The organism is Streptomyces sp. NBC_00878 (genome assembly GCF_026341515.1).
In the GTDB taxonomy this organism is placed as follows: domain Bacteria; phylum Actinomycetota; class Actinomycetes; order Streptomycetales; family Streptomycetaceae; genus Streptomyces.
The window spans coordinates 9,784,332-9,811,227 of the sequence record NZ_JAPEOK010000001.1; the positions used below are offsets into that span (position 1 = coordinate 9,784,332).

A 26,896-nucleotide genomic window follows, 5' to 3' on the forward strand; every position below is an offset into this window, starting at 1 on the left:
GCCCGAATCGGGCTGTGTCGCGGGGTCTTCTCGCTCAGCGGGGCGCCGTGGCCGCCCAGGCGTCGTCGTCCAGGGCGAGGCACCGGTCGGTCTCGGCGCGCGACGGCATGACGGGAACGTCGTCCCTGGTCCGCAGCGCGGCGGCGGCCGCCAGGTGGCCCAGGCGCAGCCGCGAGCGTTCGTCGCGGTCCTCCAGGACACCGGCCAGGTAACCGGCTGCGAACGCGTCGCCCGCGCCGACCGGTTCGACCACCTTGGTGGGCAGCGAGGGCACGAACGTCCGCACCCCGTCGGTGTACGAGGTCGCTCCGTGCTCGGCGTCCTTGACGACCACGACGGGCGCGGGATCGAGCAGGGCCGCGATGTCGTCCGGACGGGCGGTGCCCCACAACGCCTCGGCCTCGTCCCGACCGACGAACACGATGTCCGCGGCGCGGCCGAGCGCCAGCAGGCTCCCCGCGGCGTCCGCGTCGCCGCCGCGCCAGAGCGCGGGACGGTGGTTCACGTCGAAGGAGACGACCGGCCCCCGCGTGGCGTGGCCGTCCCGTCCGACGAGCAGTTCCCTCAGCAGGCGGGCGCAGCTGTCGGAGATGGCCGCGGCGACGCCCGACAGATGCACGACACGGGCCCGGCGGAGTGCGGGCTGCCGGGCCAGTTCCGGGCCCATCCGGGTCGCGGCCGATCCGCCGCGGTAGTAGTGCGTGCGGGTGCGGTCAGGTCCCGGATCCTTGAAGTAGACCCCGGTCGGCCGTTCCGGATCCGTCTCGACGGCGCTCACGTCCACGCCCCGCGCGGTGAGTTCGGCCAGGATGCGACGGGCGAACGGATCGTCGCCCAGGCGGCTCAGCCAGGCGGCGCGGTGTCCGAGTCCGGCCAGTCCGCAGGCGACGTTGGACTCGGCGCCGCCGATGGCCATGCTGAGCACGGGCTGCTCGGCGAACGGGCGGGCGTCCGGCGGGCTGAGGACGGCCATCGTCTCGCCGACGCACACGACGTCGGCCACCTGCTCCCGGCTGTCGGCGGCGTACGGAGGGGACGGCAAGGGCACGGGATTCTCCTGGCAGACGGTACGGGAGTACGGACTTGACGGGGTGGCGGTGTGGGGCGGCGTGGCGGCGAGTGCGCGCGGGGAGGGCGCGGAGGCGCCCAGCGCGGCGGACGGACCCGAACCAGGGCGCCCCGCCCCGCGTTACCCGTCGGTGGCTTCGGTGGCTTCGGTGGCTTCGGTGGCTTCGGTGGCTTCGGTGGTGAGGCGCAGCATGACCTTGCTGCTCCCGCTGCCCGGGTCGGCGGCGACGGCGAGCGCCTCCTCGGCCCGTTCCAGCGGGAAGCGGTGGGTGATCAGCGGCGTCACGTCCAGGCCGTCCCGAAGGGCGCGCAGCGCCTCGTCGATTTCCTCGACGAAGCGGTACGAGCCGACCCAGGTGATCTCCCGGGTCACGAGGTCACCGAGCGCGGCGGCCACGGCCGTACCGGGCAGGTTGCCCACCTGGACGAGGGTGCCTCCGCGGGCCGTGGCCCGCAGCACCGGACCGAGCGCGGCCGGGGCGCCGGACGCCTCGAAGACCACGTCCACGTCCTCGGGCAGTCCTTCGCCGGCGGAGAGGTCGCGCGTCTCGTCGGCGCCCATGGCGCGGGCGACGGCGAGGGAGGACGCCGCCAGGTCGGCGGCGACGACCCTGCCCGCTCCTCGGTAGCGCGCGGCGGCGACGACCAAGGAGCCGATCGGTCCACAGCCGTTGACCAGGACCGTACGGCCGCGCAACGCGGGAGCCCGGCCGACGGCGTGCAGGGCGACGGCCAACGGCTCGGCGAGGGCGCCCTGTTCGGTGCCGACGCCGTCCGGCAGCGGCCGGATCTGGGTCGCGGGGACCGCCCGGTACTCGCTGAACCCGCCGTCGGTGTGCGGGTCGAACGCCGCCGAGCCGAAGTAGCGGACGCGTGGGTAGAGGTTGGTCCGGCCGGCGATCCGCTCGGGAAGGACGCCGTCGCCGACCAGTTGGGCCGGGTGCACGGTGACCGGCTGCCCTTCCCGGAGGCCGGTGACTCCGTTGCCGAGCGCGGCGACCCGGCCCGCGAACTCGTGCCCGAGCACCAGCGGGTGCGTGAGCGCGGCGGTGCCGGACGCGCCTTTCTTCCAGTACGCGATGTCGGATCCGCAGATCCCGCCCCACTCCAGGGCCAGCAGCACCTCGCCCGCGCCCGGCACCGGCCGGGCCCGTTCGTCGACGCGTACGTCGCCGGGACCGTGCACCACAACCGCCCTCATACGGCGTCCTCCAGTCGGACCAGGTCGCGTCCGCGTGTCTCGGGCGCGAGGAACGCGCTGACGAAGGTGATGAGCGAGTAGACGACGAGCATCGCCGCGATGGGCCACCAGCTGTCGGTGACGGCCGTGAGCGTGGCCGCGAGGACCGGTCCGATCGCGGTGGCGAGGATGCCGCCGATCTCCTTGGCGAGCGCCAGCTGGGTGAACCGGGTGCGGGAGCCGAAGAGTTCGGCCATCGTGACGCTTTCGAGGGAGAACAGACCGAGGACGCCGACATTCAGGCCGAGGACCATGCCGAGCATGATGCCCGGGGTGGAGCCGGACGTGATGAGGAGCATCACCGGGAAGGCGAGGACGACGGTCAGAGCTGAGAGCGCGAGGTAGATCACGCGGCGTCCGAAGCGGTCGCCCAGCAGACCGATCACGGGCACGGTGGCGAAGCCCATCAGCGAGCCGTACACGATCGCGTCCGTCGGGACGGACCGGCCGACCGCCAGGTTGGTGGCGATGTAGCCGACCAGGAACGTCTGCATCAGCCCGGAGTTGCCCGCCTGGCCGAAGCGCAGTCCCAGCGCGAGGAAGAACGCCTTGCCCTTGCGCTGGCGGATACCCGCGGCCAGCACGCTCCCCTTGTGCTCGTCCGCCGTGGCGATCACGGACTCGACCTCGTCACGGGCCAGCGCCACCCCGTCCACCACGTCGGGGCGCTTCTCGAAGACCGGGCTCTCCTTGAGACTGCGGCGAATCCAGACCGCGAAGATCATCAGCACGAAGCTCAGCAGGAAGGGCAGTCGCCAGCCCCAGGAGAGCAGTTGGTCCTCGCTGAGGACGGCGAGCAGGATGGCCCACAGGCCGGAGGCGGCGAGTGTCCCGGAGTTGGTGCCGAGCGACACCAGCGAGGAGATCAGGCCCCGCTTCTGCACGGGCGCGTACTCGGCCAGCATCACGGTGGCCCCGGCGATCTCGGCGCCCGCGCCGAAGCCCTGTACCAGGCGCAGCACGACGAGCAGGATCGGCGCGAGGATGCCGATGGTGGCGTACGTGGGCAGGGCGCCGATCAGGGTGGTGGAAGCGCCCATCAGCAGGATGGTGAGGAACAGGACCTTCTTGCGGCCGATCCGGTCGCCCATCCGCCCGAAGTAGACGGCGCCTGCGAGCCTGGCGACGTATCCGACGCCGTAGGTGGCCATCGCGGCGATGAGCCCGATGGCGGGACTGACGTCCGGGAAGAAGATCTTGTTGAAGACGATCGCGGCGGCCAGCGAGTAGAGCTGGAAGTCCATGAACTCCATGGCCGTGCCGAGCCAGCCCGAGACGGCGGCCCGGGTCAGATCGCGGGTGCTGCGCTGGGCGGATGGCGTCTGCTGAGCGGCTATGACGCTGTCCTTCATCGTGAACTCCATTGTTCGGCGAACGATGTTCGGGGACGGGGGAAGCAGTGGGGAGGGACAGGGAATGCCAAAGCTGAGGGAAGGGACAGGGACTGGGAAAGCTGAGGGAAGGGACGGGGATCAGAGTTCGACGCGGCCGGCCCGCAGGGCGGGGAGCCGGTCCGCGACGGCGGTGGTGAGGGCGTCGTCGTCCGCCAGGTCCGTCGCGCCGAGGACGCGCAGCAGCGCGCGTACGGTCGCGGCGGGGCGGATCGCGGGCCCCCAGCAGGCGGTGAGTGCCTCGGCGGCGGGGTCGGTGGGCGCGTCGGCCCGGCGGGTGCTGTGCGCCCAGGCGGCGAGGGCCAGTTCGAGGACCGGCGTGCTCGTGCCGCGGGCCCGGAGTTCGCGCAGGCCCGGCAGCCAGCGCTCCGTGATCTTCAGTGATCCGTCGGAGCCGATCTGCCGCAGCAGGTGGTGCATGGCGGGATTGCGGAAACGTACGACGAGATCGTCGGCGTACGCGACCGGATCGGGGCCGTCGGCCGGGAGGGTGGGGGCGACCTCCGCGCACAGCGCCCGTACGAGGCGCTCGCCCCAGTCTGCCGCCATGGTCTCGGCGATGGTGCCGAGGCTCACGGCCGCACCGAGGTAGGCCAGGGCGGAGTGCGAGCCGTTGAGCATTCGCAGCTTGGTGAGCTGGTAGGGCGCGACGTCCGGGACGAACAGGGCGCCGTCGAGCTCCCAGGGCGGCCGGGGCGCACCGAAGGAGTCCTCCAGTACCCACTGCCGGTACGGCTCGCCCGTCACGGGGAGGGCGTCGCGCACCCCGAGCGCGGCGTCGGCCGCCGTCCGGTCGGCCTCGCTCGTCGCGGGCACGATCCGGTCCACGACCGTCGCGGGGAAAGCGACGGCCTCGGCCATCCGGTCCAGGATCTCCGTACGGTCCGGCCAGGCCGACGCACGGACGAAGTCGTGGATTACGCGGCCCAGCGCGACGCCGTTGCCCGCCATGTTGTCGCAGGACACGACGCTGACCGGGGGCGCGCCCGCGCGCATCCGCGCGGCCAGCCCGGCGGCCAGCCGTCCGACCACCGTGGTGAGAGGCGCATCGGGGCCCGCGGCGAGGTCGGCGGCGACGGGCCCGGCCGCGGTGTCCAGCCCGCCGGTCGACGGGGAACGGTGATAGCCCTTCTCCGTCACGGTCAGGGTCACCACCGTCACCTCCGGGTCGGCGATCAGGGCGTCGACGGCCTTGGCATCGGCTCCCATGGCCAGCGCGTCGACGACGGCACCCACGACACGCGTGCGGTGCCCGTCCGGCCGGCGTTCGGTGACCGAGTACAGGCAGTCCTGGTCCCGCAGGGCGCGTACGGTCCCGGCCGACCGGGGCGCGACCGCCGTGATGCCCCAGGGCTCGCCGGAACGCGCGGCGGCCTGCTCGGTGTACACGGCCTGGTGCGCCCGGTGGAAGGCGCCGAGGCCGAAGTGGACGACACGGGTGCGCAGGTCGGCCGGGTCGACGGCCGGCCGCAGCTCGGGCGGGAGACGGAGAAGGGCCGCGCGGCCCAACAGGTCGTCGGCGCTCACCAGTCGTGCACCGAGCCGTCGAGGCGGCGCGCGACCGGGAGGTAGCGCCGCTGATAGGGGAAGCGTTCGGCCGCCTTCTCGTCGTACTCGACGCCCAGGCCCGGCTCTTCGGAGGGATGCAGCATTCCGTCGGCGAAGGTCACCCCCGTACGGAACACCTCGGCGGTCTCCTCGGCGTGGCCCATGTACTCCTGGATGCCGAAGTTGGGCACGGCGATGTCGACGTGCACGGCGGCGGCCATGCTGACCGGGGAGAGGTCGGTCGCCCCGTGGGATCCGGTCCGCACCTGGTAGAGCGCGGCGAGGTCGAAGATCCGCCGCAGATGGGTGATCCCGCCCGCGTGGACGACGGTGGTGCGTACGTAGTCGATGAGCTGCTCGGTGATCAGGTGCTGGACGTCCCAGATCGAGTTCATCACCTCGCCGACCGCGATCGGTGTCGTGGTGTGCTGCCGGATGAGCCGGAACGACTCCTGGTTCTCGGCCGGGGTCGGGTCCTCCATCCAGAACAGCCGGCAGCCCTCGACGCTCTTGCCGAACCGGGCCGCCTCCATCGGGGTCAGCCGGTGGTGCACATCGTGCAGGAGGTGGAAGCCGAAGCCGAACCGCTCCCGCACCGCTTCCAGATAGGTGGGCGCGAAGCCGAGATAGGCCTCGGTGTCCCAGGGTTGTTCGTCGGGCAGCTCGGTCGCGGCGGGCTCGTAGATCCTGCCCTTGCGCACGCCGTACGTGCCGCCGACCTCGGGCACGGCGGCCTGGGCCCGTACAGCCTTGTACCCCAGTTCCAGATGACGCTCGACGTCGTCCAGCAGCGAGGGCGTGTCGGTGCCGCTGGCGTGCGAGTAGACCAGCACGCCGTCGCGGGAGGGGCCACCGAGGAGCTGGTGGACGGGCAGCCCGGCCGTCTTGCCCTTGATGTCCCACAGCGCGGTGTCGACGGCGGCGATGGCGGTCATGGTGACGGGCCCGCGCCGCCAGTAGGCACCCTTGTAGAGGTACTGCCACATGTCCTCGATACGGGCGGGGTCCCTGCCGATCAGCAGGGGAACCACGTGGTCGCGCAGGTAGCTCGCCACGGACAGCTCACGACCGTTGAGCGTGGCGTCACCGAGTCCGGTCACGCCGTCCGACGTGGTGATGCGCAGCGTGACGAAGGTACGGCCGGGGGAGGCGACGAAAACCTCGACACGTTCGATCTTGCTCACAGGCGCTCCTTGGTCGCGAAGTACTTGTATACAAGCACCTGTCGCGCAGTGTGGCAATACTTGTGTCGTCGTCCTACGTACGATGTGCCCATGGCTCAAAGGAACGGGCGGACGAGTCGGCGCGACATCTATCTGAAGCTGCGCCAGATGGTCCTGACCCTCGAACTCGCCCCGGGCGCCGCCCTGTCGGAGAACGAACTCGCCGCGTCGCTCGGCGTCAGCCGCACACCGGTGCGGGAGAGCCTGATCCTGCTGGCCCAGGAGGGACTGGTACAGGTCTTCCCGAAGATCGGGTCGTTCGTGTCACGGGTGGATTCCGCGCAGGTGGCCGACGCGCAGTTCCTCCGGGAAGCGGTGGAGCTCGCCTCACTGGACGATCTTCCCGGGCGGCTCGACCCCGCGGTCGTCGAGGAACTCCGGGGCAACCTGAACCGCCAGCACCACGCGGACCTCGGCCTGGAGGAGTTCTTCGAGCTGGACGAGGCGTTCCACCAGGGCCTGATGCGGCTGAGCGGCCATGGCGAGGTCTGGACCACCGTCGCCGCGGCCAAGGGCCACCTGGACCGGGCCCGGCGACTCGGCCTTCACGAGAACGTGTCCCCGGCCGTGTTCGCAGCCCAGCACCACGAGATCTTCGAGGCGATCGTCGGCGGGAACGTCCCGCTCGCCCGCACGGCCATGCGAACTCACCTCCGCGCGGTCTTCAGCGACATCGAACGCATCCGCGCGCACTCACCCGAACTGTTCGCCACCGACGCCTCGTCGACGCCCGTACGACGCAACGTCGTCGTCTGGGAGTGACCTGCCGGTAGCCCGGGCCTCCGATAATTGCTTCCCTTCTGCAACCAATACACTGCGGCGAAGCGTCCGTCACTTCAGCCGCGAATCGGGGGACCCGCAGAGATGAACGCCTGGAACCCGCAGGGGCCGCCGCCGTACGACCCTCGCGGTGGCAACGTGCCTCCGCCGCCCCAGGGTCCGTACCCGTACAACACCCCACCGCCGCCCGGCGGTTACCCGCCAGGCGCCCCGTATCCCAACGGGCCGAACCCCAACGCTCCGTATCCCAACGGCCCGCATCCCTACCCTCCGCAGCCCGGCCCGCCGTACCCGGGACCGCAGCCCGCGCGGCGCGTGGGACCGCTCGGACGGCTGTGGCGCACGGCGGGTCCCATCGCGATCGGGCGCAAGGTCTTCACGCCGTCGCGGCCGGACCGGGTCGACGACGAGGTGGTCGCCCGCGTCCAGAAGATCCGCACCATCGTCGGCCTGTGCGCCGTCCTGTGGGTGACGTTCTCCTACAAACTCGCCGATTCCGCGGCGGACGTCGCGAGCGACCGCGGCAGCCAGGCCTGGATCAACGTCCTTGTGCTCGCGGCGACCTTCCCGGTGGCTGTCGGTCTGCTGATCGCCGCGGCCCGGCCACCGGCCCGCCAGGAGTTGCTGCGCCGCACCGCGAAGCCCTTCGGCTCGATCCTGGCCATCATGGGCGGCATGGCCGTGTTCCCCGCGTCCGTGCTCACCGGCTTGGTCAGCGGGCGGTTCGCCACCAATCCCGTGATGACGGTGGTCACCGTGGTCGTCACGCTGCTCACGATCGTCTGGGTCCTCCCGTTCGTCGTCTACGGCGTCGGGATGTCCCTCGTCCACGTCTTCCGCACCGCGGACATCCACGAGACGGTGCCGCCGTTGCTGGCGATCACGCTCGTGTGGGAGATGGCACTGGTGGACCTGTTCACGGGTGCTTACAGCTCCCTGCCGGGGCCGATCGGGATCGCGCTCATGCTCGGCGCCCCGTTGTCGGTCACCGCGGTGGGCCTCTGGGAACTGCGCCGCCTGCGCACCAACTACAACCTCACGCTGCGCGGCGCACTCATGCGTTAGGAGCGTGCGACAGGAGCTTCTGCTCCCGGGAGGGGTCCCGGGGGCAGGGCGGCACCATGCGGGCATCGAGACTCGTTCTGTGACCGGGGGAGACCAGGATGAACGATCCGACGCATGCCCTGCCCGAGGTGCCGGAGCCCGCGCCTCCCGAGGAACGGACTCGCTGGCATCGGGGCGTTGTCGCGGATCGCGCCGCAGCATGGCGGAGAGCACGGGGTGCAGCGGTCCCACGGCGGCGGCGTCCATCTCGATGACGCCTTGCTCGGCCTTCCAGTACCTGAGGCGTTCGCTGTCCTCCCCGTTCCTCGTCTCCCGGCCTCCTCTTCCTTCCCCGCCGCCCGGTGGTCGTCGGCCTCCTCGGACTCGTCGCCGCCGCGCGGCGGCGAGCTGGTGACCAGCGCGTAGAGGGTGGTGGCCAGGCAGAACACGGCCGAGGCAGGTCGCGGGACGTTCCCCCGGACCAGTTCGGGGGCGGCGTAGTCCGGGGTGAAGCTGAACGGGCCGTTGGCCGTGATGGTCTCCGTGCCGCCGACCCGGTACGCGGCGCCGAAGTCCAGCAGCTTCGCGGTACCGCGCCGGGTGCGGCCGACGTTGGCGGGCTTGACGTCGCAGTGGACGATGCCCGCCTCATGCAAAGCGGTTGATGCGTCCGCGAGTTGGGCACCGATGCGGGCCGCCCGTACGGGAGACATCGGCGGCTGTCGGTCCAGGCTGCCGCCAGCCACACATCGCCGCTCCGCCCCGCGCCGATGACCTCCTTGAGGACATAGCGGTCGGCCAACCGCACTCCGGAACGCACAGTACCCCTCACCCCGAGTCCCCCGGCGCACGCGCCCGCGGGGCCGCATACGTGGCCGAACCTACTGTGTGTGGCGATCAGTTCGCGGTGTCTACGCGGAGCCTGCATCAGACGTCCTCGTGCGTAGAGGTTGTGGGGCGGGTGGGGAAGTCCCGGAACGAGGACGGCCAGGCAGGCCCGTGCGGGCCTGCCTGGCCGTCAAGTCGACCTGATGGGACGAGGTCGAATCGATCTGATCAGACGAGGTCGAACCGGTCCAGGTCCATGACCTTCGCCCATGCCGCGACGAAGTCGGTCACGAACTTCTCCTTCGCGTCATCGCTCGCGTAGACCTCCGCGAGCGCGCGCAGCTCGGAGTTCGAGCCGAAGACGAGGTCGGCACGGGTGCCGGTCCACTTGACCTCGCCCGTGGCGTCGTCGCGGGCCTCGAAGGTGGTCGCGTCCTCGGACGTCGCCGTCCACGTCGTGCCCAGGTCGAGCAGGTTGACGTAGAAGTCGTTCGTCAGCTTTCCGGGGGTCGCGGTGAGGACACCGAGCGACGACTGCTGGTGGTTGGCGCCCAGGACACGCAGGCCACCGACGAGGACCGTCAGCTCGGGGCCGCTGAGGGTCAGCAGGTTCGCACGGTCGAGCAGCAGGTACTCGGCCGGCAGGCGGTTGCCCTTGCCGAGGTAGTTGCGGAACCCGTCGGCGGTCGGCTCAAGCGCGGCGAAGGACTCCGCGTCGGTGTGCTCCTCCGTCGCGTCGACACGGCCCGCGGTGAAGGGCACCACGACGTCGTGACCGGCGTCCTTGGCGGCCTTCTCGACGGCCGCGCTGCCGCCGAGCACGATCAGGTCGGCCAGGGAGACCTTCTTGGCGCCGGAGTTGAACTCCGCCTGGATGCCCTCCAGGACACGCAGCGCCTGGGCGAGCTGGTCGGGGTCGTTGGCGTCCCAGCCGCGCTGCGGCTCCAGACGGATGCGCGCGCCGTTGGCACCGCCGCGCTTGTCGCTGCCGCGGAACGTCGAGGCCGACGCCCACGCGGCGGAGACCAGCTGCGAGACGGTCAGGTCCGAGCCGAGGATCTTCGCCTTGAGGGCGGTGACGTCGTCGGCGCCGATGGTCTCGCCCTCCGCCGCCGGCAGCGGGTCCTGCCACAGCAGGGTCTCCGCCGGGACCTCCGGGCCGAGGTAGAGCGACTTCGGGCCCAGGTCGCGGTGGGTGAGCTTGTACCAGGCGCGGGCGAAGGCGTCCGCGAACTCCGCCGGGTTCTCGTGGAAGCGGCGGGAGATCGGCTCGTAGATCGGGTCGAAGCGCAGCGACAGGTCGGTCGTGAGCATCGAGGGAGCGATCTTCTTCGAGGAGTCGTGGGCGGCCGGGACAGTGCCCTCGCCCGCGCCGTCCTTCGGCTTCCACTGGTTGGCGCCGGCGGGGCTCTGGGTGAGCTCCCACTCGTAGCCGAAGAGGTTGTCGAAGAAGCCGTTGCTCCACTGGGTGGGCGTGGTGGTCCAGGTGACCTCCAGGCCGGAGGTGATGGCGTCCGCGCCCTTGCCGGTGCCGAAGGAGTTCTTCCAGCCCAGGCCCTGCGCCTCGATCGGGGCGGCCTCGGGGTCGGCGCCGACGCTCTCCGCCGGGCCCGCGCCGTGGGTCTTGCCGAAGGTGTGACCGCCCGCGATCAGGGCGACCGTCTCCTCGTCGTTCATCGCCATCCGGCGGAACGTCTCACGGATGTCACGGGCCGCGGCGATCGGGTCCGGGTTGCCGTTCGGGCCCTCGGGGTTGACGTAGATGAGGCCCATCTGGACCGCGCCGAGCGGGCTCTCCAGCTCACGGTCGCCGGTGTAGCGCTGGTCGTCGAGCCACGTGGTCTCGGGACCCCAGTACACGTCCTCCTCGGACTCCCAGACGTCCGCACGGCCGCCGGCGAAGCCGAAGGTCTCGAAGCCCATCTGCTCCAGGGCGACGTTGCCGGTGAGGATCATGAGGTCGGCCCAGGAGAGGCTCTGGCCGTACTTCTTCTTGACCGGCCACAGCAGACGGCGGGCCTTGTCGAGGTTGCCGTTGTCCGGCCAGCTGTTGAGGGGAGCGAAACGCTGCTGGCCCGCACCGGCGCCGCCGCGGCCGTCGCTGATGCGGTAGGTGCCCGCACTGTGCCAAGCCATACGGATCATGAACGGGCCGTAGTTGCCGAAGTCCGCCGGCCACCAGTCCTGCGAGGTGGTCAGCACCTCGGCGATGTCCTGTTTAACGGCAGCGAGGTCGAGGTTCTTGAACGCCTCGGCGTAGTCGAAGTCCTCACCGAGGGGGTTCGCCACCGCGGGGTTCTTGGCAAGAATCTTCAGGTTGAGCCGCTCCGGCCACCACTGGCGGTTTCCGCCGCCCTGAGTCGGGTGCGGCGCGCGCCCGTGCGCGACCGGGCAGCCGCCTGCCTCCTCGGGCTTCGGGTCAGTGACGATCGCATCATGGTTCTCAGTCATGAGAGTCCTTCCGAACTGGGTGGATCACGGTGCTCAAAAACTGCGGCTGGTGGAACAGTCGGGGCACAGGCCCCAGTAGATGACCTCGGCCTCGTCGATCGCGAAGCCGCGATCGTCGGCTGCGGTCAGGCACGGAGCGTGGCCGACCGCGCAGTCGACGTCGACGACGACGCCGCACGACCGGCACACGAGGTGGTGGTGGTTGTCTCCGACGCGCCCCTCGAACCGGGCCGGGCTGCCGGGTGGTTCGAGGCGGCGTATGAGTCCCGCCGCCGTGAGTGCGTGGAGTGCCTCGTACACGGCTTGGAGAGAGATGTGGCCCACCCGGTCGCGCACCCCTGAGGCGATGGCCTCGACTCCGAGGTGGTCACCGTGCCGGACGGTCTCGAGCAGTGCGACGCGGGCAGCCGTCACCCGCAGGCCGACACCGCGCAGTTCCTCGGCGGTGGTCGGAGTACGGGGATCGCTCATGGCGCTAAACCTAGCGCCATAAACACGAACAGTTCAAGAAAGCGATGGTTCCAAGTTTGATGAGCCGTGTCAGGCGGGCCGTCACCGTTGCCGTCACCGCCTTGACTGGTGACGAAATCGCCTGCGATCATCATCACGACCTTGGCGACGTACCCTTGCTCATACCTCTGAGGGGAAGCGGATCATGACCACACCGCGGGACCTGTTGATCGTCGTCATGGATGCGGAACCCGGTCGCTCCGTGGACCGCGGCAGTCTGTCTCTGGCGCTCGCGGGGGCCGAGGTGGTCGACCTCCTCGGCGTCCGAGCCGTCGAGCTGGACGGCGATCGCATCGTGCCGGGCGACGAGCCCTCCCCGGACGACCCCCTTCTGCGTGAGGCCGCGTCGGCGCTCATTCGCCAGGAGCCGTACGAGTCTGTGGAGGACTGGCTGTGGCGCCGGGGGCGCGACCTGTCCTCGGCGTATCTGGCCGTCTTCGAGACCGAAGGCCAGCTCACCCGGCAGCGCCGCCGCCGTCTGATCTCCTTCCAGGCGGGTGACGTGGCGCTCGTGGACTCCCTCGCCCGCCGCGGGGCCGTCGACCGCTGGGCCGCTCGCGAGCCCGTTCTGGTCGCCCTCGCGACGGCCACCGGGGCGTACGGCGAGCCTCTCGACGAGGACAGCAAGGACGCGCCTGACGCCCCGGACATCGCCGACGACGCGGTGGCGACGGTGCTGGCCGCGGTCAACGACGCGGTGATGGAACTGGAAGCCGTGCGGCAGCGCCGAGCCATCGAAGACGCCGCCTTCGACAACATCTGGCGCGGTTTCTGACGCGGTTTCTGACGCGATCCCGTGCGAGAGGCGCGCCTTGCGGTCGGCGCGGGTACGCGGCACGGGCGCCCGGATGGTTGCGGCCCGCGCCCGGCACGTGACGTTCCCGTAAGGGCGTCATAGTCGATCGGTCGTATATTGGGCGTCATGGGACGCACCAGCAATGCCAGGGAGAAGATCCTCACTGCCGCGCAGTCGCTCATCGGACAGCGGGGCTACTCCGCCCTGGGCACCGCGGAGATCTGCAAGGTCGCGGGCGTGCCGAAGGGCAGCTTCTACTACTTCTTCGAGACCAAGGAAGCGCTCGCCCTGGCCGTTCTCGACGAGCACTGGGCGACCCAGCGCGACGACTGGACCCGCATCCTGCGCGGCGACGCCGAACCGCTCCAGCGGTTGCGGCAGCTGTTCGCGGAGACCGAGGACGGCCAGCGCGCCGGACAGCGGAGCTGCGGCACCGTCACGGGATGCCTGTTCGGGAACCTGACCCTGGAGCTGAGCAACCAGACCGAAGCGATTCGCGAGCGGCTGCAAGGAATCTTCGACGCGCAGATCGACATGGTCGAGGAGGTCGTCGTCGAGGCCGCGCGGCGGGGCGAGGTCGCCGTCGGCGACTCCCGCGAGGCCGCCCGGTCCGTCGTCGCCCAACTCGAAGGGCAGGTGCTTTTCGCCAAGCTCTACAACGACCCTCGGCGCCTCGACGTCCTGTGGCGGAACTGCCTCGCCATCCTCGGAGCCCGTGTGCCCGAGGAGGTTCCGGCGACCGCGTAGGCCCGCTGTCGCGGCCGCCCGTGCCCGTGCCCATGTCCGTGCGTCAGTGGGAGGCGGTTGCCTGCGCCTGCTTCTTGCGGGCGCGGTAGGACGCGGCCTTGACCCTGTTCCCGCACGACTCCATGCCGCACCACTGCCGGCGCATCCCTCGCGACCGGTCGATGTAGACGCGGGTGCATTCGGGATTGCCGCACTCCTTCAGCAGGGGAACGTCCGGTCCGCTGAGGACTTCGACGGCTTGGCGTGCCACGGTGGCCAGCGCCTCTTCGGGCGTCGCGCTCGTCCATCGCCCCGCTGCTGTGAGCTGAGGTGTCGCGGGGGGCTTGCGGGCCGCGCCGTTCACCGCGGCGAGCGCCTCTTCGCCGTAGGCCTCGCCGAGACGCCGGGCGGTGACCAGATCGTGGATGGCCTCCCGTACGACGATCGCCTGCTCGACGTCGGCCGCCCCGCTGGGCGAGACGGCGTCGACGGCTCCGGACTCGACGTACCAGGCGTCCAGCCGGGCCGGCGACACGAACATCTCGAACCGGAGCGAGCGGCGGGCGCGGAGCGTGGCCGCGAAGTCGAGAGCGGGGTTCCCGCAGAAGAAGGCGTGATCCAGATGCACGTCACCATCCTGACGAGTGACGCCGAAGCGGGCAAGGGCCGCCACGGGTCGGTCGGGCCGGTGACAGCGCGTCATCGGGAGGGCGGCTGATTCCCCGGGATCTGTTGCTCGAACCAGACGACCTTGCCCGTACTCAGCCTTGTGGCTCCCCAGCGTCGCGCGAATTGATTGACGAGGAAGAGACCGCGGCCGCCCTCGTCGCCCGGCTGGGCCTGCCGCATCCTGGGCACCTGGGGCGAGTCGTCGGTCACCTCGCAGCGCAGGACGTCGGTGCGCAGCAGCCGTAGCGAGATGGGCCGTGTGGCGAAACGTACGGCGTTGGTCACGACCTCGCTGACCATGAGTTCCGTCGAGTCGAGCAGGGGTTCCAGGTCCCAGCGGCGCAGTGTCCTGCGGGTCAGACGGCGGGCCCGTCCGGCGGTCAGCGGGTGGGGGTCCAGGTGCCAGTATCCGACGCTGTCCGGAGGGAAGCCTTCGAACCGGGCGGTGAGCAGCGCGATGTCGTCGTCGCGGGGGCCCGGGACCAAGGCCCCCAGGATGTGGTCGCAGAGTCGTTCCAGCGAAGAGGCGGTGAGTCCGTTCGCCGTGGCGCGGAGGCTGGTACGCAGGGCCTCGACGCCTGTCCCCACATCCGTGTCGCGGGACTCGACGAGGCCGTCGGTGTACAGCAGAAGGGTCGCTCCGGCGGGCGCGTGCATCTCCACGGATTCGAAGTCGACGCCGCCGACCCCGATGGGAGCGGCCGGCGGTACGCGAAGCACCTCGCCACGGCCGTCGGGGTGCAGGAGCACCGCGGGCGGGTGGCCGGCGTTCGCCATGAGCAGCCGGTGCGAGATCGGGTCGTAGATGGCGTAGAGGCAGGTCGCGATGTGGTCGCTGCCGAGGCGCTGGGCCTGCTCGTCGAGGTGGTGCAGGACCTCGTCCGGAGGCAGGTCGAGCCCGGCGAGGGTCTGCACGATGGTGCGCAGCTGGCCCATGATCGCGGCGGAGGTCATGGAATGGCCCATGACATCGCCGACGATCAGGGCGACGCGGTTGCCGGGCAGCGGGATCGCGTCGTACCAGTCGCCCCCGACCTGGGCGGTCTTCGAGGCGGGCAGATAGCGACTGGCCAGCCGGACCCCGGTGGGCTCGGGCAGCGACGACGGGAGCATGGTGTGCTGCAACGTGTCCGCCACGGAGGCCTCGTGGCCGTACATCACCGCCTTCTGTACGCCGATGGCGGTGTGCGTCGCGAGCTGTGAGGCGACGAGCAGGTCGTCACCGGTGAAGGCGGACCGGTCGGGGCGGCGCAGCAGAACGACTGTGCCCATGACGTGGTGGCGGCCGTGCAGTGGGGCGAGGATCAGCCTGCGGCCCGGCGGAATCGCCTCCGGCACGCTCGCCAGGGGTCCGAGCAACTCGGCCACCGCGGGTGCGATCCCCGGCGCGTCGCCGAAGACGGGCCGTCCGGCCAGCAGCAGGTTCGCGAGTCGGCCGGTGGCGGCCGGCCGCACGCGCTCGGCGACGTCCGCGTGCAGGGGGTGGGTCTTCAGGAGAGGCGACCGGGACCGTTCCGCGTTCGGAGTCGACGGCTTCCTGCTGACGCTGTGCAGCTGCAGGACGACGGGCGCGGTCGACGTCTCGTCCCCGACGGGGAGCGGATCGTGGAGATGGACGATGATCGCGTCCGCGAACGCGGGAACGGCGGCCCGGCGCAGTTCCCGGAGCGTCTCGTCCAGGTCCATTCCGCGAGCGATCCGGCGGGTCGCCACGTCGAGGTACTGAAGTCGGTCGGTCTGTGTGCCTTCTCCGCCCCCGTCCCCGTCCTCGCCCCCGTCTCTGCCCCTGTCCGGCGTCGGGTCCTGGGAGGCCCTGCCCTCGGCACGGCGGACGTGCGGGGGTGGCGGACGAGGGGTCCGGGGGACCCGCGGGCCCTGAGGGGTGGGGTGCTCCGTCACGCGTTCTGTCCCGTCGGTGGGGCCGCGGTGGGGGTCGTGCCTGTTCAGTCGAGCCGTCGGCAGCAGAGGAAGACCTGTTCCTCGGGCGGGACGTCGGCGACTGCCGGGGCGTAGGTGTAGGAGGCCTCCTTGACGATCTCGAAACCCGCGGTCTCGATGACCTTGTGCAGGTCCTCCCGTAGATAGCCGGAGACCCGGATCGTGTTTCCGAGGAACGGGATCGCGAAGTCGTCCACGTCGGCCTCCACCATCGAGAGGGCGAACAGGCCGCCGGGAACCAGCAGATTGCGGACCGTCAGCAGAGCGAGGGGAATCTCCGCGCGGGGCAGCATCAGCAAGGAGAAGAAGGCCGTGACGGCGTCGAAGCGGCCCAGGTCGTGCGGGCCGCCGGGACGCAGGTCGGCGAGGTCCAGTTGATGGAACGTCGCCGCGGGGACGTACTCCCGGGCGAGCCGCACCATTTCGCGCGACAGGTCGACGCCCACCACCTCGAAACCGGCGTCCGTCATCTGGCGCGTGGTCGGCACCCCGGTGCCGCAGCCGAGATCCAGCACACGGGAACCCGTAGGCAGCGATTCGATCAGCCACGCACCGGCGGAAAGCTGGCCCTCCTTGTGAGGGAAAGCCTCGTCGTAGCGGTCGCCGATGGCGTCAAAGGCTTCGGCCTGACCGCTGCGGTCAAACCGAATACTCTCGTAGTCCATCCCATTGCTCATCTTGATCACGAAAGTAACCTTTCGTAGCTCATGACGGATTATTCCACAATCGGGTGATAGGTGGCGGTGAGTGAACCCAGGGCCGTGCACGGCTCCCGGAGTCGCGTCGCTCCTGATCGTGTCCTGATCGTCCCCGGGTCTTGCCCGGTCGACGGAAACACGTCACACTGATACCGAACGAATGGTCGGTTGGGAAGCTGGTATCGATGACCACGACACAGTCCGCCGAGGCACCCCTCCAGGTGTTGCAGGAGCAGTTCGACGCGACGATCGCGCGGGACCAGCGGATCGAGCCGCGCGACTGGATGCCGGACGGCTACCGTAAGACGCTGGTGCGGCAGATCGCGCAGCACGCGCACTCGGAGATCATCGGTATGCAGCCGGAGGGCGAGTGGATCACGCGCGCGCCCTCGCTGCGCCGCAAGGCCATCCTGTTCGCCAAGGTCCAGGACGAGGCCGGCCACGGGCTGTACCTGTACTCGGCGGCGGAGACCCTCGGCGCCGACCGCGCGGACCTGACCGAGCGCCTCATCGAGGGGCGCCAGAAGTACTCGTCGATCTTCAACTACCCCACACCGACCTTCGCCGACGTCGGCGTCATCGGCTGGTTCGTGGACGGCGCGGCGATCTGCAACCAGGTTCCGCTGTGCAGGAGTTCGTACGGGCCCTACGCGCGCGCGATGGTGCGGATCTGCAAGGAGGAGTCGTTCCACCAGCGGCAGGGCTACGAGCTGTTGCTGACGATGATGCGCGGCACCGAGGCACAGCGGGCCATGGTCCAGGACTCGGTGGACCGCTGGTGGTGGCCGTCGCTCATGATGTTCGGCCCGCCCGACGGCGACTCGCCCAACTCGGCGGCGTCGATGGCCTGGAAGATCAAGCGGCACAGCAACGACGAGCTGCGCCGGCGGTTCGTCGACATGACCGTCCCGCAGGCCGAGAAGCTCGGCGTCACGCTGCCGGACCCGGAGCTGCGCTGGAACGAGGAGCGCGGCAGCAACGACTTCGGCACCCCCGACTGGGCGGAGCTGAAGCGGGTGATCTCCGGCGGCGGGCCGTGCAACGCCGAGCGGGTGGAGCGGCGCCGCAGCGCCCATGAGGACGGCGCCTGGGTGCGGGAGGCGGCCACGGCCCACGCGGCCAAGCAGGCGGCACGCGCGCGCGAAGGAGCGACGGCATGAGCGACATCACCCAGGGCTCCACCCCGGGCTCCGCTCAGGGCACCGGCAAGGGCGACTGGCCGCTGTACGAGGTGTTCGTACGCGGCAAGCGCGGGCTGAACCACGTCCATGTCGGCTCGCTGCACGCGGCCGACGACGCCATGGCGCTCACCCATGCCCGCGACCTGTACACCCGGCGCAACGAGGGTGTCTCCATCTGGGTGGTGCGCTCGGAGCACATCGCGGCGTCCACGCGCGACGAGAAGGACCCGTTCTTCGCCCCGAGCGCCGACAAGGTCTACCGCCACCCGACCTTCTACGACATCCCCGACGACGTCCCGCACATCTGAGGAGCAGGGCATGAGTGACGACCACGTCTACATGACCCTCGCCGAGGGACACGAGGACGACGCCCGCTGGGCGTACGGCACCGGCTTCGAGGACCCCCTGCACGGCGTGGACACCGCCGTGCCCGAGGGTGTCGACGCAGGCCGGCTGGCCGCCGACTGCGTGGCACTCGCCGACGACGCCCTGGTCTCCGCGCAGCGGCTCGCCGAGTGGACCACCCGCGCCCCGGAGCTGGAGGAGGAGGTCGCGCTGGCCAACATCGGCCTCGACCTCCTAGGCCAGGCCCGCCTGCTGTACGCACGCGCCGGGCAGGTCGACGGCACCGGGCGCGACGAGGACGCGTACGCCTACTTCCGGGACACGGAGGACTTCAGGAACGTGCGCCTGGCCGAACTACCGGGCGGCGACTTCGCGTTCTCGATCGTGCGGCTGCTGGTCCTGTCCAGCTGGCGCCTCGCCCACTTCGGGAAGCTCGTGTCGCACGCCGACCCCGTCCTCGCCGCCATCGCGGCCAAGGGCGTCAAGGAGCTGACGTACCACCGGCAGTACGCGGCCGAGTGGGTGGTGCGTCTCGGCGACGGTACGGAGGAGTCGCACCGCCGGACGCGTACGGCGATGGAGCAGGTCGCCCCGTATCTGGGCGAGTTGTTCACGGCGTACGACGTGCGGGACGAGGTGGTCGCCGTGCTGCGGCAGGTCACCGAGGCGGCCGGGCTGCCCATGCCGGTGTACCGGCCGCTGCCCGGCGTCGGCCGCTCCGGGGAGCACACCGAGCATCTCGCGCCGCTGCTGGCCGAGTTGCAGAGCGTGGCCCGCGCACATCCGGGGGCGACATGGTGACCGTAATGACGGATGCGCGGCACGCCCGGCACATCGCCGAGCAGGTGCCGGATCCCGAGCTGCCCATGCTGACCCTCGACGACCTCGGGGTCCTGCGTGCCGTCGAGGTGATCGGCGACGGGACCGTGGTGGCGAGCCTGACGCCGACCTATTCGGGGTGCCCGGCGATGGCCGAGATGCGCGCGGACGTGGCGGCACGGCTGCGCGGCGCGGGGTACACGCGTGTGGAGATCCGTACGGTCCTCGACCCGCCGTGGACGAGCGACTGGATCACCCCGGAGGGGCGTCGCAAGCTCGCCGAGCACGGGATCGCGCCGCCTGGAGCCGCACCCCGCCACGCCGCCGGTCCCGTTCCGCTCGTGCTGTCGCCCACCCGGCGCACGGTGGCGTGCCCGCGCTGCGGTTCGGCGGACACCGAGGAGACCTCCCGCTTCGCCGCCACGTCCTGCAAGGCGCTGTGGCGCTGCCTCGCCTGCCGCGAGCCGTTCGAGTACGTCAAGGAGATCTGATGGAAGGCCTGAGGGAAGAGCCGGTGGGAGGCCTGAAGGACGCGGCGGCGCCGACCGCCGCTCCCGCTTCGGGGGACGCGCCCGGCCCGGCGGTGCTCCCGCGTGTCCGCACCCGGCGTCCGGTCTTCCACGCCCTGCGCGTCGCCTCCGTACAGCCGCTGTGTGAGGACGCGGCGGCCGTCAGCTTCGAGATCCCGGAGGAACTGGCCGAGGAGTTCGCCTTCGCGCCCGGCCAGTCGCTCACGCTGCGGCGCGAGATCGACGGACGGGACGAGCGGCGCTCGTACTCGATCTGCTCTCCGGCCGGTTCCGTGCCGCGCATCGGGGTGCGGGTGGTGCCGGGCGGCCTGTTCTCGGCATGGCTCGTGGAGGACGTGCGTCCCGGCGACACCGTCGAGGTGATGGCCCCGACAGGCTTCTTCACACCCGACCTCACCACACCCGGCCATCACGTGCTGATCGCGGCGGGCTCCGGCATCACGCCCATGGTGTCCATCGCCGAGTCCGTCCTGGCCGCGGACATCCGCTCCACCGTCACGCTCTTCTACGGCAACCGGCGCACCGGCACCGTGATGTTCGCCGACGAGCTGGCGGACCTGAAGGACCTGTACCCCGCCCGTTTCCAGCTCGCCCATGTGCTGTCGCGCGAGCCCCGGGAAGCCGAGGTGCTCTCCGGCCGCCTCGACGCCGAGCGACTCTCGGCGCTCGTCGACGCCCTGGTCGACGTGAAAGGGGCCGACCACTGGTGGCTGTGCGGCCCGCACGGCATGGTCCGTGACGCCCAGGCGGTCCTGGCCGGCCTCGGCGTGCCCGGCGACCGCGTCCACCAGGAGCTGTTCTACGCCGACGACGAGCCCGTACGGGAAGTGCACCACGCGGAGGCCGCCACCGAGGGGGCCGTCAGCCAGGTCACCGTCACCCTCGACGGCCGCTCCACCACCGCCGCCCTCGCCCGGGACCGGAGCATCCTCGACGGCGCCCAGCAGACCCGCCCCGACCTGCCCTTCGCCTGCAAGGGCGGTGTCTGCGGCACCTGCCGGGCCCTGGTCACCGACGGCAAAGCGGACATGCGCCGCAACTTCGCTCTCGAAGCGGATGAGGTGGACGCGGGGTACGTCCTCACGTGCCAGTCGTATCCGGTCTCCGAGAAGCTGACGGTCGACTACGACAGCTGAACCGGCAGGGTGCCCGTTCAGCCGATCCCCGTGCCGGCTCAGTCAGCTCCCGTGCAGGTTCAGTCAGCTTCCGCGCCGGTTCAGTCCGGCAGGCAAGTCGCTTGACCAGGCACGGAAGCCGCCGGACCCGGCAGGGGAGTCGATCCCTGCCCCTTCATGCGCGCTGACCCCATAAAGCGGCCTTATGGGGTCATAGACCGGGCCCGACTACTGACTTAGGCATGCCTTAGTTTAGGCTCCGGGTGAGTACTTCTGATCGATCATCGCTCGAAGGGAACCTGATCATGCCTCGCCCCCTGCGGGTAGCCATTGTCGGAGCCGGCCCCGCCGGGATCTACGCCGCCGACGCGCTGTTGAAGTCCGCAGTGGCCGTCGAGCCCGGTGTGTCCATCGACCTCTTCGAGCGGATGCCGGCGCCGTTCGGCCTGATCCGTTACGGCGTCGCCCCCGACCACCCGCGTATCAAGGGCATCATCAACGCCCTGCACCAGGTGCTCGACAAGCCGCAGATCCGCCTCTTCGGCAACGTCGACTACCCGGGCGACATCAACCTGGACGACCTGCGCGCCTTCTACGACGCGGTGATCTTCTCCACGGGCGCGACGGCCGACCGGGCCCTCGACATACCCGGCATCGACCTCGACGGCTCGTACGGTGCGGCGGACTTCGTCTCCTGGTACGACGGGCACCCGGACGTCCCGCGGACCTGGCCGCTGGAGGCGGAGAAGCTCGCCGTCCTCGGTGTCGGCAACGTCGCCCTCGACGTGGCGCGCGTTCTCGCCAAGACCGCCGACGAACTGCTGCCGACCGAGATCCCGGCGAACGTGTACGAGGGTCTCAAGGCCAACAAGGCCCTTGAGGTGCACGTCTTCGGCCGCCGCGGCCCGGCGCAGGCGAAGTTCAGCCCGATGGAGCTGCGGGAGCTGGACCACTCCCCGAACATCGAGGTCATCGTCGACCCCGAGGACATCGACTACGACGACGGCTCGATCGCGACCCGGCGGGGCAACAAGCAGGCCGACATGGTCGCCAAGACCCTGGAGAACTGGGCCATCCGCGATGTCGGCGACCGGCCGCACAAGCTGTTCCTGCACTTCTTCGAGTCGCCGACCGAGATCCTCGGCGAGGACGGCAAGGTCGTCGGCCTGCGCACCGAGCGCACCGCCCTCGACGGCACCGGCAACGTCAAGGGCACCGGCGAGTTCAAGGACTGGGACCTCGGCGCGGTCTACCGCGCGGTGGGCTACCTGTCCGACAAGCTGCCCAAGCTGCCCTGGGACGTCGAGTCGGGCACGGTCCCGGACAAGGCCGGCCGGGTGATCGAGGAGACCGGCGAGCACCTGCAGTCGACGTACGTCACCGGCTGGATCCGGCGCGGGCCCGTCGGCCTGATCGGCCACACCAAGGGCGACGCCAACGAGACGGTCGCCAGCCTGCTCGACGACCATGCCAACGGCCGTTTGCACACGCCTGTTTCGCCGGGTCCGGAGGTCGTGGACGCGTTCCTCGCCGAGCGGAACGTCCGCTTCACCACGTGGGACGGCTGGTACCGCCTGGACGCCGCGGAGAAGGCACTGGGCGAGCCCGAGGGCCGCGAGCGCGTGAAGCTCGTCGAGCGCGAGGACATGCTCAGGGCGAGCGGCGCGTAACGCTGCCGAGGGCGCTGCGGGGAGCGCCCTACAGGGGCGGAGCGTCCTCCAGCGGCACGGGGAACTGCTCGCCCAGCCACGACGTACCCGCAGTCACCCGACCACACACGGTCGGCCCCCGCGAGGCGCGACCCGGCCCGTCAGGCGGACCGACCAGCCCCCAGGCGGAGCCACTCGTACGCGGCCCGAGCCGTGAACTCGGCCTGTCCGCCCCGCAGAAGCAGCCCCACCGTGGCGAACTCCGGATCGTCGGCCTGCGCCGCGACGTACGGGATCGCGATGCACCGCATCCCGGCCGCGCGCGCCGCGGCGGCCCCCGGCACGGCGTCCTCCAGCACCACACAGTCCGCCGGCGCCGCCCCGAGCCGACGCGCCGCCTCCGCGAAGATATCGGGAGCGGGTTTGCCGGAGGCGACCTCGTCCGCCGAGACGACGGTCCGCAGATACGCGGACAGCCCCGTGCCCGCCAGGATCGCCTCGATCGCTTCGCGCGACGACCCGGAGGCCACGGCCATCGGGACGCCGTCCTCGGCCAGCAGCTCCACGAACTTCCGCATCTCCGGGTAGACCCGCGTGGACGTGCGGGCCAGCTCCAGATAGCGCCGGTTCTTGTCCGCGAGGAGTACGTCGAGCGGGGCGTCCAGGGCGTACCGCTCCTTCCAGAGCGCGATCGTCTCCTGCGTGCTGATGCCGACGTACCGCTCGTGGTCGGTCCAGGTGAAGCCCGTGACGCCCTGTCCGGCGAGCGTCTGCCGTCCCGCCTCGTAGTAGTTCGGCTCGCTGTCCACGAGTGTTCCGTCGAGATCGAAGATGACCGAAATGTCGCCGAGGTTGCTCATGGGTCCAGGATGCCGGGTCCGGGTTGCGATTGATCACCCCTGAGGACGTGAGTGATCACCCCGGGCGGTACGCCCGATCGACTCCACCAACGGCAGCATCCGCCGCGGCACCCGCTCGCGCAGCACCACCTCGGTCCGGGTGCGGACGACGCCCGGCAGGCTGATCAGCGCCTGGATCACGTCCTCAAGATGTCCGTTGTCCCGCGCGACGACCCGCGTCAGCAGATCTCCGCCACCGGTGATCGAGAACGCCTCGATGATCTCCGGCACGGCCGCCAACGCGTCCCCCACGTCGTCGAGATGCCCCTGTGTGACCTCGATGTGCACGAACGCGAGCACCGGGTGGCCGAGCGCGGCGGGGGACAGCGAGGGACCGGTGCCGGTGATCACGCCGTCCCGCTCCAGCCGGTCGAGCCGCGCCTGCAGGGTGCCGCGGGCGACGCCGAGGATGCGCGCGTACTCGCGGACGCTGGTGCGCGGCTGCTCCAGCAGCAGCCGCAGGATGCGGGTGTCGAGTTCGTCCACGGCCATGCTCGGTGGGGCTCCCTGCGGTCTTGGCTGATCGTTCCCGACTGTACCAATGGCCCAGTCGATCACGAGCCCGGAGGGCGCATGGCCCATCGCATGGATCATGGCATGGTGCATGGTGCATGAAGGCGAGGACACTGCACAGCACACCTTCGCCCCGCCGAGCCCCTTCGCGAGGTCGCGCCGATGCCCACAGTGCCGTGGGTCGGTCCGCCCACAGTGCCGTGGGTCAGTCGTGGGGTGTCCGCAGAATGGCCCGCGCCTTGCGTTCGACCAGCACGGGTACGAAATCGCGTACGGGCCGGTCGCTGAAGGACGCGTGTGCCGCGGCTACGGCCGCCTCGATCTCGGCAGTGGTGCGTGTCTTGTCGTAGGCGCTGGTGAGGCGCTTCGTGACTCCCCGGATGGCGTCTTCTTCGTGTGCGTCGATAGCCACAACGTCACCTGCCTGGAACTGGAAGAAGTACTTCTCAGCCGCCGCTGAGATGCTCACGCGGAAGTGCCGTACCGCGATGGTCATTGCAGCCCGCCGAAGGCATGTCGTCGGCCACCGGCCATGTCTGGTGCGCTTGGAGGGCGAGGCTCGCCAGGGTCAGCATCAGCTCGATGTCCGTGTTGACTTCGAGGCGGATCGTCACCCAACGGGAGCCGGGCACCATCCGGATCGCGGTCGCGTCCTTGAGGTGGCCCTCGAACCGCTGCATGGCCCGGGCCGTCAGGTGCAGGTCGACGTCCTGGTCCGAATGGAAGTGGACGATCTCGCTCTGGGCCGAGCGCAGCGCCCGTCCCGTGCCACAGCTGGGCCGGACCTCCACCAGGTCCGGCCAACCCGCCAATTGCGTCATGGCTCGCACGGCCAACGTCATGAATCCATCATGACGCGCTCACTGCCCGGTAACCACAGATTGGGACATCCGTAACCAGGCTGCTCGGGTTGCCGGGCGGCAGCATGTCGGTGTGCCGACCCGTTGGTCCCGTCGTGGCCGGTCCTCCTCCTCCCTGACTGTGCCAATGGTTCAGTCATCCGGAGGCCTGTTGTGCCATTGCGCTTCAGGTGCTTTCCTGTGGCGTATCCATGTACTTACGGCGCCGCGCGGTGCCGGACGGCGACGAGGCCGGATCCGGAGCGCGGCGCCTTCGCCATGCCCGTCCGCCGTCCGTCGTCCGCCGTCCACGACTCCCGGACGGCCGCGGGCCGGCGCGCAGTACACCACACGCAGTACACCAAGGGGGGCGGCACATCGCCGTGAAGAGGATGTTCGTGGCTTCGGACCCGGGGCGGGTGCGCCTGAAGAACTCGACCCGCGCCGTCATCGGCGTGGGTCTCGCCGTCGCGGTGTCGGAACTGGCCGGACTTTCGCTGACCGCTTCGATCACCGGCGGACTGGCGGCCCTGCTGGCCCTCTTCACCGTCCTGGACGCCACCGTGCGCCCCCAAGCGGTGACCACCGCCCTGCTGCCCGTGGTGGGCTTCCCTGTCCTGGCCCTCGCCACCACCCTGCACGCCGTCCCGCTCGCCCGAGACGCGGCGTTCGTTCTCGTGGTCTTCTGCGGTGTCTACGCCCGCCGGTGGGGCCCGCGTGGCCACGCGCTCGGGATCTTCGCGTTCATGAACTTCTTCATCACGCAGTTCCTGCACGCCGTCCCCGCACAACTGCCGGAGCTGTACGCCGCCGTGGGCCTGGCCCTGATCGCCGCCGGCGGTGTGCGCTTCCTGCTCTGGCCGATCGAGCGTCGGACTCCGCCGGCCGTCGCGCCGGCACCGCTGCCCGGGCGGGGCCTGACCCGGCCCACCACACGCCAGGCCTTCCAGGCCACGGCCGCATGCGCCTTCGCCCTCGCCGTCGGACAGGCGCTCTCCGAGGACCGCTGGTACTGGGCCGTCGGCACCGCCTGGTGGATCTTCGCCAACACCGTCTCGCGCGGCGAAACCCTGGTACGGGGCTTCCGCCGCGTGCTCGGCACCGTCGTCGGTGTCGTCGTCGGCGTACTGATCGCCATCCCGTTGCACGGAGCGCCGGTTTCGACCGCCGCCCTGGTCGCCGTCTGCGTCTTCGCGATCTTCTACACGGCCGCGGTCTCGTACAGCTGGATGATGTTCGCGGTGACGCTGATGGCGGGGTTGCTCTACGGCCTGCTGGGCGTACTGGACGCGAGCCTGCTCGTGCTGCGGCTCGCGGAGACGGGCGTTGGGGCGGTGTGTGCGGCGCTGGCCGCGATGTTCGTGCTGCCTGTCACCACTCACGCCACGAACGATGCCTGGATCCGGCGTGCGCTGCGCTGTGTGCACGCGTGCACCGCCGAGGCCGGGGCACGCCTGGCCGGGGCCCCGTCCGCCGACCCGGCTCCGCACGCGGTCGAACTGGAGTCGTTGCTCGGGCGGGTACGGCTCTCCCTCGCGCCGCTGGTCCATCCGCTCAGCCCGTTCCATGCCCGCAGGGCCCGCGCTCATCATGTGCTCGCGTTGCTCGACGAATGCGCCCACGAAGTGCGCGGACTGGTGGCCGTGGCCGCGGACCCGGATGCCGGCCACGACGCCCGCCTCGCGGCAGCCTGCCGACGCGTCGAGGCGGCGGTCGAGGCGCTGATCTCGCCGGGGCGCGCACGCGCCACCGCCACTGCCACCGCCACTGCCACCGCCACCGCCACCGGCACCGGGACCGGGACCGGGACGACACCGGCTCCGAGCACCGTGCCGCATGTCGCCGAGCAGGCGCCGTCTCCGGCCCTGGCCCTGACGCATGTACACGGCCTGGAGAGACTGCTCGCTCAACTGGACGCGCCCCTGCGCAACGCCCCGCGCTCCCGTTCCCCACTTGTCGGCTCGACACGCGCGGCGACCGCCGGTGCCGGTGCCGGTGTGGACGCTGGTGTGGGCGCTGGTGTCGGGGCGGCACGGCTGCGGGCCGAGGGTTCCTCTATGGTCTAGGCCTTTGCCTGCTACCGTCGCCCCGAACGG

The 26,896-nt window shown here is 70.7% G+C and carries 26 protein-coding genes; 11 read left to right on the forward strand and 15 right to left on the reverse strand.

What is annotated here, in order from left to right; genetic code table 11:
• Positions 1-34 precede the first annotated feature (34 nt).
• The 5 genes from OHA11_RS42570 to manD form a co-directional block, all read right to left on the reverse strand.
• On the reverse strand, positions 35-1,048 hold the full coding sequence (locus OHA11_RS42570; RefSeq protein WP_266506164.1) for a sugar kinase: 1,014 nt from the start codon (positions 1,046-1,048) through the stop codon (positions 35-37).
• Positions 1,049-1,189: 141 nt separating this feature from the next.
• Positions 1,190-2,269: an L-idonate 5-dehydrogenase gene (locus OHA11_RS42575; protein ID WP_266506167.1), complete on the reverse strand. Its 1,080-nt coding sequence runs from the start codon at positions 2,267-2,269 to the stop codon at positions 1,190-1,192.
• Positions 2,266-3,660, reverse strand: a complete 1,395-nt coding sequence (locus OHA11_RS42580; protein WP_266506169.1) for an MFS transporter — start codon at positions 3,658-3,660, stop codon at positions 2,266-2,268. The genes OHA11_RS42575 and OHA11_RS42580 overlap by 4 nt, the downstream gene beginning before the upstream one ends.
• Before the next feature lie 120 nt (positions 3,661-3,780).
• Complete coding sequence (locus OHA11_RS42585; RefSeq protein WP_266506172.1) at positions 3,781-5,226, reverse strand: mannitol dehydrogenase family protein; 1,446 nt, start codon at positions 5,224-5,226, stop codon at positions 3,781-3,783.
• Positions 5,223-6,431, reverse strand: coding sequence for a D-mannonate dehydratase ManD (gene manD / locus OHA11_RS42590; protein ID WP_266506175.1), 1,209 nt, complete (start codon positions 6,429-6,431; stop codon positions 5,223-5,225). The genes OHA11_RS42585 and manD overlap by 4 nt, the downstream gene beginning before the upstream one ends.
• Before the next feature lie 90 nt (positions 6,432-6,521).
• Between manD and OHA11_RS42595 the strand changes: the two genes are divergently transcribed.
• Both OHA11_RS42595 and OHA11_RS42600 read left to right on the forward strand, forming a co-directional pair.
• Positions 6,522-7,232: a GntR family transcriptional regulator gene (locus tag OHA11_RS42595; RefSeq protein ID WP_266506178.1), complete on the forward strand. Its 711-nt coding sequence runs from the start codon at positions 6,522-6,524 to the stop codon at positions 7,230-7,232.
• A 102-nt stretch (positions 7,233-7,334) separates the two neighbouring features.
• On the forward strand, positions 7,335-8,315 hold the full coding sequence (locus tag OHA11_RS42600) for a hypothetical protein (protein ID WP_266506181.1): 981 nt from the start codon (positions 7,335-7,337) through the stop codon (positions 8,313-8,315).
• Here OHA11_RS42600 and OHA11_RS42605 read toward each other — a convergent pair.
• From OHA11_RS42605 to OHA11_RS42615, 3 genes are all read right to left on the reverse strand, one after another.
• Positions 8,312-9,040, reverse strand: coding sequence for a protein kinase (locus OHA11_RS42605; protein WP_266506184.1), 729 nt, complete (start codon positions 9,038-9,040; stop codon positions 8,312-8,314). The two genes, OHA11_RS42600 and OHA11_RS42605, sit on opposite strands and share 4 nt — an antisense overlap.
• Positions 9,041-9,350: 310 nt before the next feature.
• Positions 9,351-11,573: a catalase/peroxidase HPI gene (gene katG / locus OHA11_RS42610; protein ID WP_266506187.1), complete on the reverse strand. Its 2,223-nt coding sequence runs from the start codon at positions 11,571-11,573 to the stop codon at positions 9,351-9,353.
• A 33-nt stretch (positions 11,574-11,606) separates the two neighbouring features.
• Positions 11,607-12,044, reverse strand: coding sequence for a Fur family transcriptional regulator (locus tag OHA11_RS42615; RefSeq protein WP_266506189.1), 438 nt, complete (start codon positions 12,042-12,044; stop codon positions 11,607-11,609).
• A 184-nt stretch (positions 12,045-12,228) separates the two neighbouring features.
• Between OHA11_RS42615 and OHA11_RS42620 the strand changes: the two genes are divergently transcribed.
• Both OHA11_RS42620 and OHA11_RS42625 read left to right on the forward strand, forming a co-directional pair.
• Positions 12,229-12,858: a GPP34 family phosphoprotein gene (locus OHA11_RS42620; protein ID WP_266506191.1), complete on the forward strand. Its 630-nt coding sequence runs from the start codon at positions 12,229-12,231 to the stop codon at positions 12,856-12,858.
• A gap of 147 nt (positions 12,859-13,005) precedes the next feature.
• Positions 13,006-13,626: a TetR/AcrR family transcriptional regulator gene (locus OHA11_RS42625; RefSeq protein ID WP_266506194.1), complete on the forward strand. Its 621-nt coding sequence runs from the start codon at positions 13,006-13,008 to the stop codon at positions 13,624-13,626.
• Positions 13,627-13,669: 43 nt separating this feature from the next.
• On the opposite strand, the gene OHA11_RS42630 is transcribed toward OHA11_RS42625, so the two are convergent.
• The 3 genes from OHA11_RS42630 to OHA11_RS42640 all read right to left on the reverse strand — a co-directional run bounded on the left by OHA11_RS42630 (position 13,670) and on the right by OHA11_RS42640 (position 16,889).
• Positions 13,670-14,233 carry a CGNR zinc finger domain-containing protein gene (locus OHA11_RS42630; protein WP_266506195.1) on the reverse strand — a complete coding sequence of 188 codons (564 nt, stop codon included), beginning with the start codon at positions 14,231-14,233 and terminating at the stop codon, positions 13,670-13,672.
• Between the two features lie 71 nt (positions 14,234-14,304).
• The gene (locus OHA11_RS42635) at positions 14,305-15,987 is read right to left on the reverse strand and encodes an ATP-binding SpoIIE family protein phosphatase (RefSeq protein WP_266506196.1); all 1,683 of its coding nucleotides are present in this window, start codon (positions 15,985-15,987) and stop codon (positions 14,305-14,307) included.
• A gap of 230 nt (positions 15,988-16,217) precedes the next feature.
• Positions 16,218-16,889 (reverse strand): class I SAM-dependent methyltransferase, encoded by a 672-nt coding sequence (locus OHA11_RS42640; RefSeq protein WP_266506199.1) that lies wholly within the window; start codon positions 16,887-16,889, stop codon positions 16,218-16,220.
• A 206-nt stretch (positions 16,890-17,095) separates the two neighbouring features.
• On the opposite strand from OHA11_RS42640, the gene paaA reads away from it, so the two are divergent.
• From paaA to OHA11_RS42670, 6 genes are all read left to right on the forward strand, one after another.
• Complete coding sequence (gene paaA / locus OHA11_RS42645) at positions 17,096-18,070, forward strand: 1,2-phenylacetyl-CoA epoxidase subunit PaaA (protein ID WP_266506202.1); 975 nt, start codon at positions 17,096-17,098, stop codon at positions 18,068-18,070.
• Complete coding sequence (gene paaB, locus OHA11_RS42650) at positions 18,067-18,399, forward strand: 1,2-phenylacetyl-CoA epoxidase subunit PaaB (RefSeq protein WP_266506205.1); 333 nt, start codon at positions 18,067-18,069, stop codon at positions 18,397-18,399. Before paaA ends, paaB begins: the two co-directional genes overlap by 4 nt.
• Before the next feature lie 10 nt (positions 18,400-18,409).
• Complete coding sequence (paaC, locus tag OHA11_RS42655) at positions 18,410-19,237, forward strand: 1,2-phenylacetyl-CoA epoxidase subunit PaaC (RefSeq protein ID WP_266506208.1); 828 nt, start codon at positions 18,410-18,412, stop codon at positions 19,235-19,237.
• On the forward strand, positions 19,231-19,746 hold the full coding sequence (paaD, locus tag OHA11_RS42660; RefSeq protein WP_266506210.1) for a 1,2-phenylacetyl-CoA epoxidase subunit PaaD: 516 nt from the start codon (positions 19,231-19,233) through the stop codon (positions 19,744-19,746). Before paaC ends, paaD begins: the two co-directional genes overlap by 7 nt.
• Positions 19,746-20,921 (forward strand): 1,2-phenylacetyl-CoA epoxidase subunit PaaE, encoded by a 1,176-nt coding sequence (gene paaE, locus OHA11_RS42665; protein WP_266506212.1) that lies wholly within the window; start codon positions 19,746-19,748, stop codon positions 20,919-20,921. Before paaD ends, paaE begins: the two co-directional genes overlap by 1 nt.
• A gap of 284 nt (positions 20,922-21,205) precedes the next feature.
• Complete coding sequence (locus tag OHA11_RS42670) at positions 21,206-22,570, forward strand: FAD-dependent oxidoreductase (protein WP_266506213.1); 1,365 nt, start codon at positions 21,206-21,208, stop codon at positions 22,568-22,570.
• Between the two features lie 140 nt (positions 22,571-22,710).
• On the opposite strand, the gene OHA11_RS42675 is transcribed toward OHA11_RS42670, so the two are convergent.
• The 4 genes from OHA11_RS42675 to OHA11_RS42690 form a co-directional block, all read right to left on the reverse strand.
• Positions 22,711-23,409, reverse strand: a complete 699-nt coding sequence (locus OHA11_RS42675) for an HAD family phosphatase (protein ID WP_266506215.1) — start codon at positions 23,407-23,409, stop codon at positions 22,711-22,713.
• 33 nt (positions 23,410-23,442) lie between these two features.
• Positions 23,443-23,940: an Lrp/AsnC family transcriptional regulator gene (locus OHA11_RS42680; protein WP_266506217.1), complete on the reverse strand. Its 498-nt coding sequence runs from the start codon at positions 23,938-23,940 to the stop codon at positions 23,443-23,445.
• A gap of 226 nt (positions 23,941-24,166) precedes the next feature.
• Positions 24,167-24,373, reverse strand: coding sequence for a three-helix bundle dimerization domain-containing protein (locus OHA11_RS42685; protein ID WP_266506219.1), 207 nt, complete (start codon positions 24,371-24,373; stop codon positions 24,167-24,169).
• A 34-nt stretch (positions 24,374-24,407) separates the two neighbouring features.
• On the reverse strand, positions 24,408-24,803 hold the full coding sequence (locus OHA11_RS42690) for a luciferase family protein (protein ID WP_266506221.1): 396 nt from the start codon (positions 24,801-24,803) through the stop codon (positions 24,408-24,410).
• A gap of 389 nt (positions 24,804-25,192) precedes the next feature.
• On the opposite strand from OHA11_RS42690, the gene OHA11_RS42695 reads away from it, so the two are divergent.
• Positions 25,193-26,866, forward strand: a complete 1,674-nt coding sequence (locus OHA11_RS42695; protein WP_266507818.1) for an FUSC family protein — start codon at positions 25,193-25,195, stop codon at positions 26,864-26,866.
• Positions 26,867-26,896: the final 30 nt, after the last annotated feature.

Excerpts from the sequence above, each read along its gene's own strand:
- OHA11_RS42575 (WP_266506167.1), bottom strand. The coding sequence starts at position 2,269 with ATGAGGGCGGTTGTGGTGCACGGTCCCGGCGACGTACGCGTCGACGAA.
- OHA11_RS42580 (WP_266506169.1), bottom strand. The coding sequence starts at position 3,660 with ATGAAGGACAGCGTCATAGCCGCTCAGCAGACGCCATCCGCCCAGCGC.
- OHA11_RS42595 (WP_266506178.1), top strand. The coding sequence starts at position 6,522 with ATGGCTCAAAGGAACGGGCGGACGAGTCGGCGCGACATCTATCTGAAG.
- OHA11_RS42600 (WP_266506181.1), top strand. The coding sequence starts at position 7,335 with ATGAACGCCTGGAACCCGCAGGGGCCGCCGCCGTACGACCCTCGCGGT.
- katG (WP_266506187.1), bottom strand. The coding sequence starts at position 11,573 with ATGACTGAGAACCATGATGCGATCGTCACTGACCCGAAGCCCGAGGAG.
- OHA11_RS42615 (WP_266506189.1), bottom strand. The coding sequence starts at position 12,044 with ATGAGCGATCCCCGTACTCCGACCACCGCCGAGGAACTGCGCGGTGTC.
- OHA11_RS42620 (WP_266506191.1), top strand. The coding sequence starts at position 12,229 with ATGACCACACCGCGGGACCTGTTGATCGTCGTCATGGATGCGGAACCC.
- OHA11_RS42625 (WP_266506194.1), top strand. The coding sequence starts at position 13,006 with ATGGGACGCACCAGCAATGCCAGGGAGAAGATCCTCACTGCCGCGCAG.
- OHA11_RS42640 (WP_266506199.1), bottom strand. The coding sequence starts at position 16,889 with ATGAGCAATGGGATGGACTACGAGAGTATTCGGTTTGACCGCAGCGGT.
- paaA (WP_266506202.1), top strand. The coding sequence starts at position 17,096 with ATGACCACGACACAGTCCGCCGAGGCACCCCTCCAGGTGTTGCAGGAG.
- paaB (WP_266506205.1), top strand. The coding sequence starts at position 18,067 with ATGAGCGACATCACCCAGGGCTCCACCCCGGGCTCCGCTCAGGGCACC.
- paaC (WP_266506208.1), top strand. The coding sequence starts at position 18,410 with ATGAGTGACGACCACGTCTACATGACCCTCGCCGAGGGACACGAGGAC.
- paaD (WP_266506210.1), top strand. The coding sequence starts at position 19,231 with ATGGTGACCGTAATGACGGATGCGCGGCACGCCCGGCACATCGCCGAG.
- paaE (WP_266506212.1), top strand. The coding sequence starts at position 19,746 with ATGGAAGGCCTGAGGGAAGAGCCGGTGGGAGGCCTGAAGGACGCGGCG.
- OHA11_RS42670 (WP_266506213.1), top strand. The coding sequence starts at position 21,206 with ATGCCTCGCCCCCTGCGGGTAGCCATTGTCGGAGCCGGCCCCGCCGGG.
- OHA11_RS42675 (WP_266506215.1), bottom strand. The coding sequence starts at position 23,409 with ATGAGCAACCTCGGCGACATTTCGGTCATCTTCGATCTCGACGGAACA.
- OHA11_RS42680 (WP_266506217.1), bottom strand. The coding sequence starts at position 23,940 with ATGGCCGTGGACGAACTCGACACCCGCATCCTGCGGCTGCTGCTGGAG.
- OHA11_RS42690 (WP_266506221.1), bottom strand. The coding sequence starts at position 24,803 with ATGACGTTGGCCGTGCGAGCCATGACGCAATTGGCGGGTTGGCCGGAC.
- OHA11_RS42695 (WP_266507818.1), top strand. The coding sequence starts at position 25,193 with ATGTTCGTGGCTTCGGACCCGGGGCGGGTGCGCCTGAAGAACTCGACC.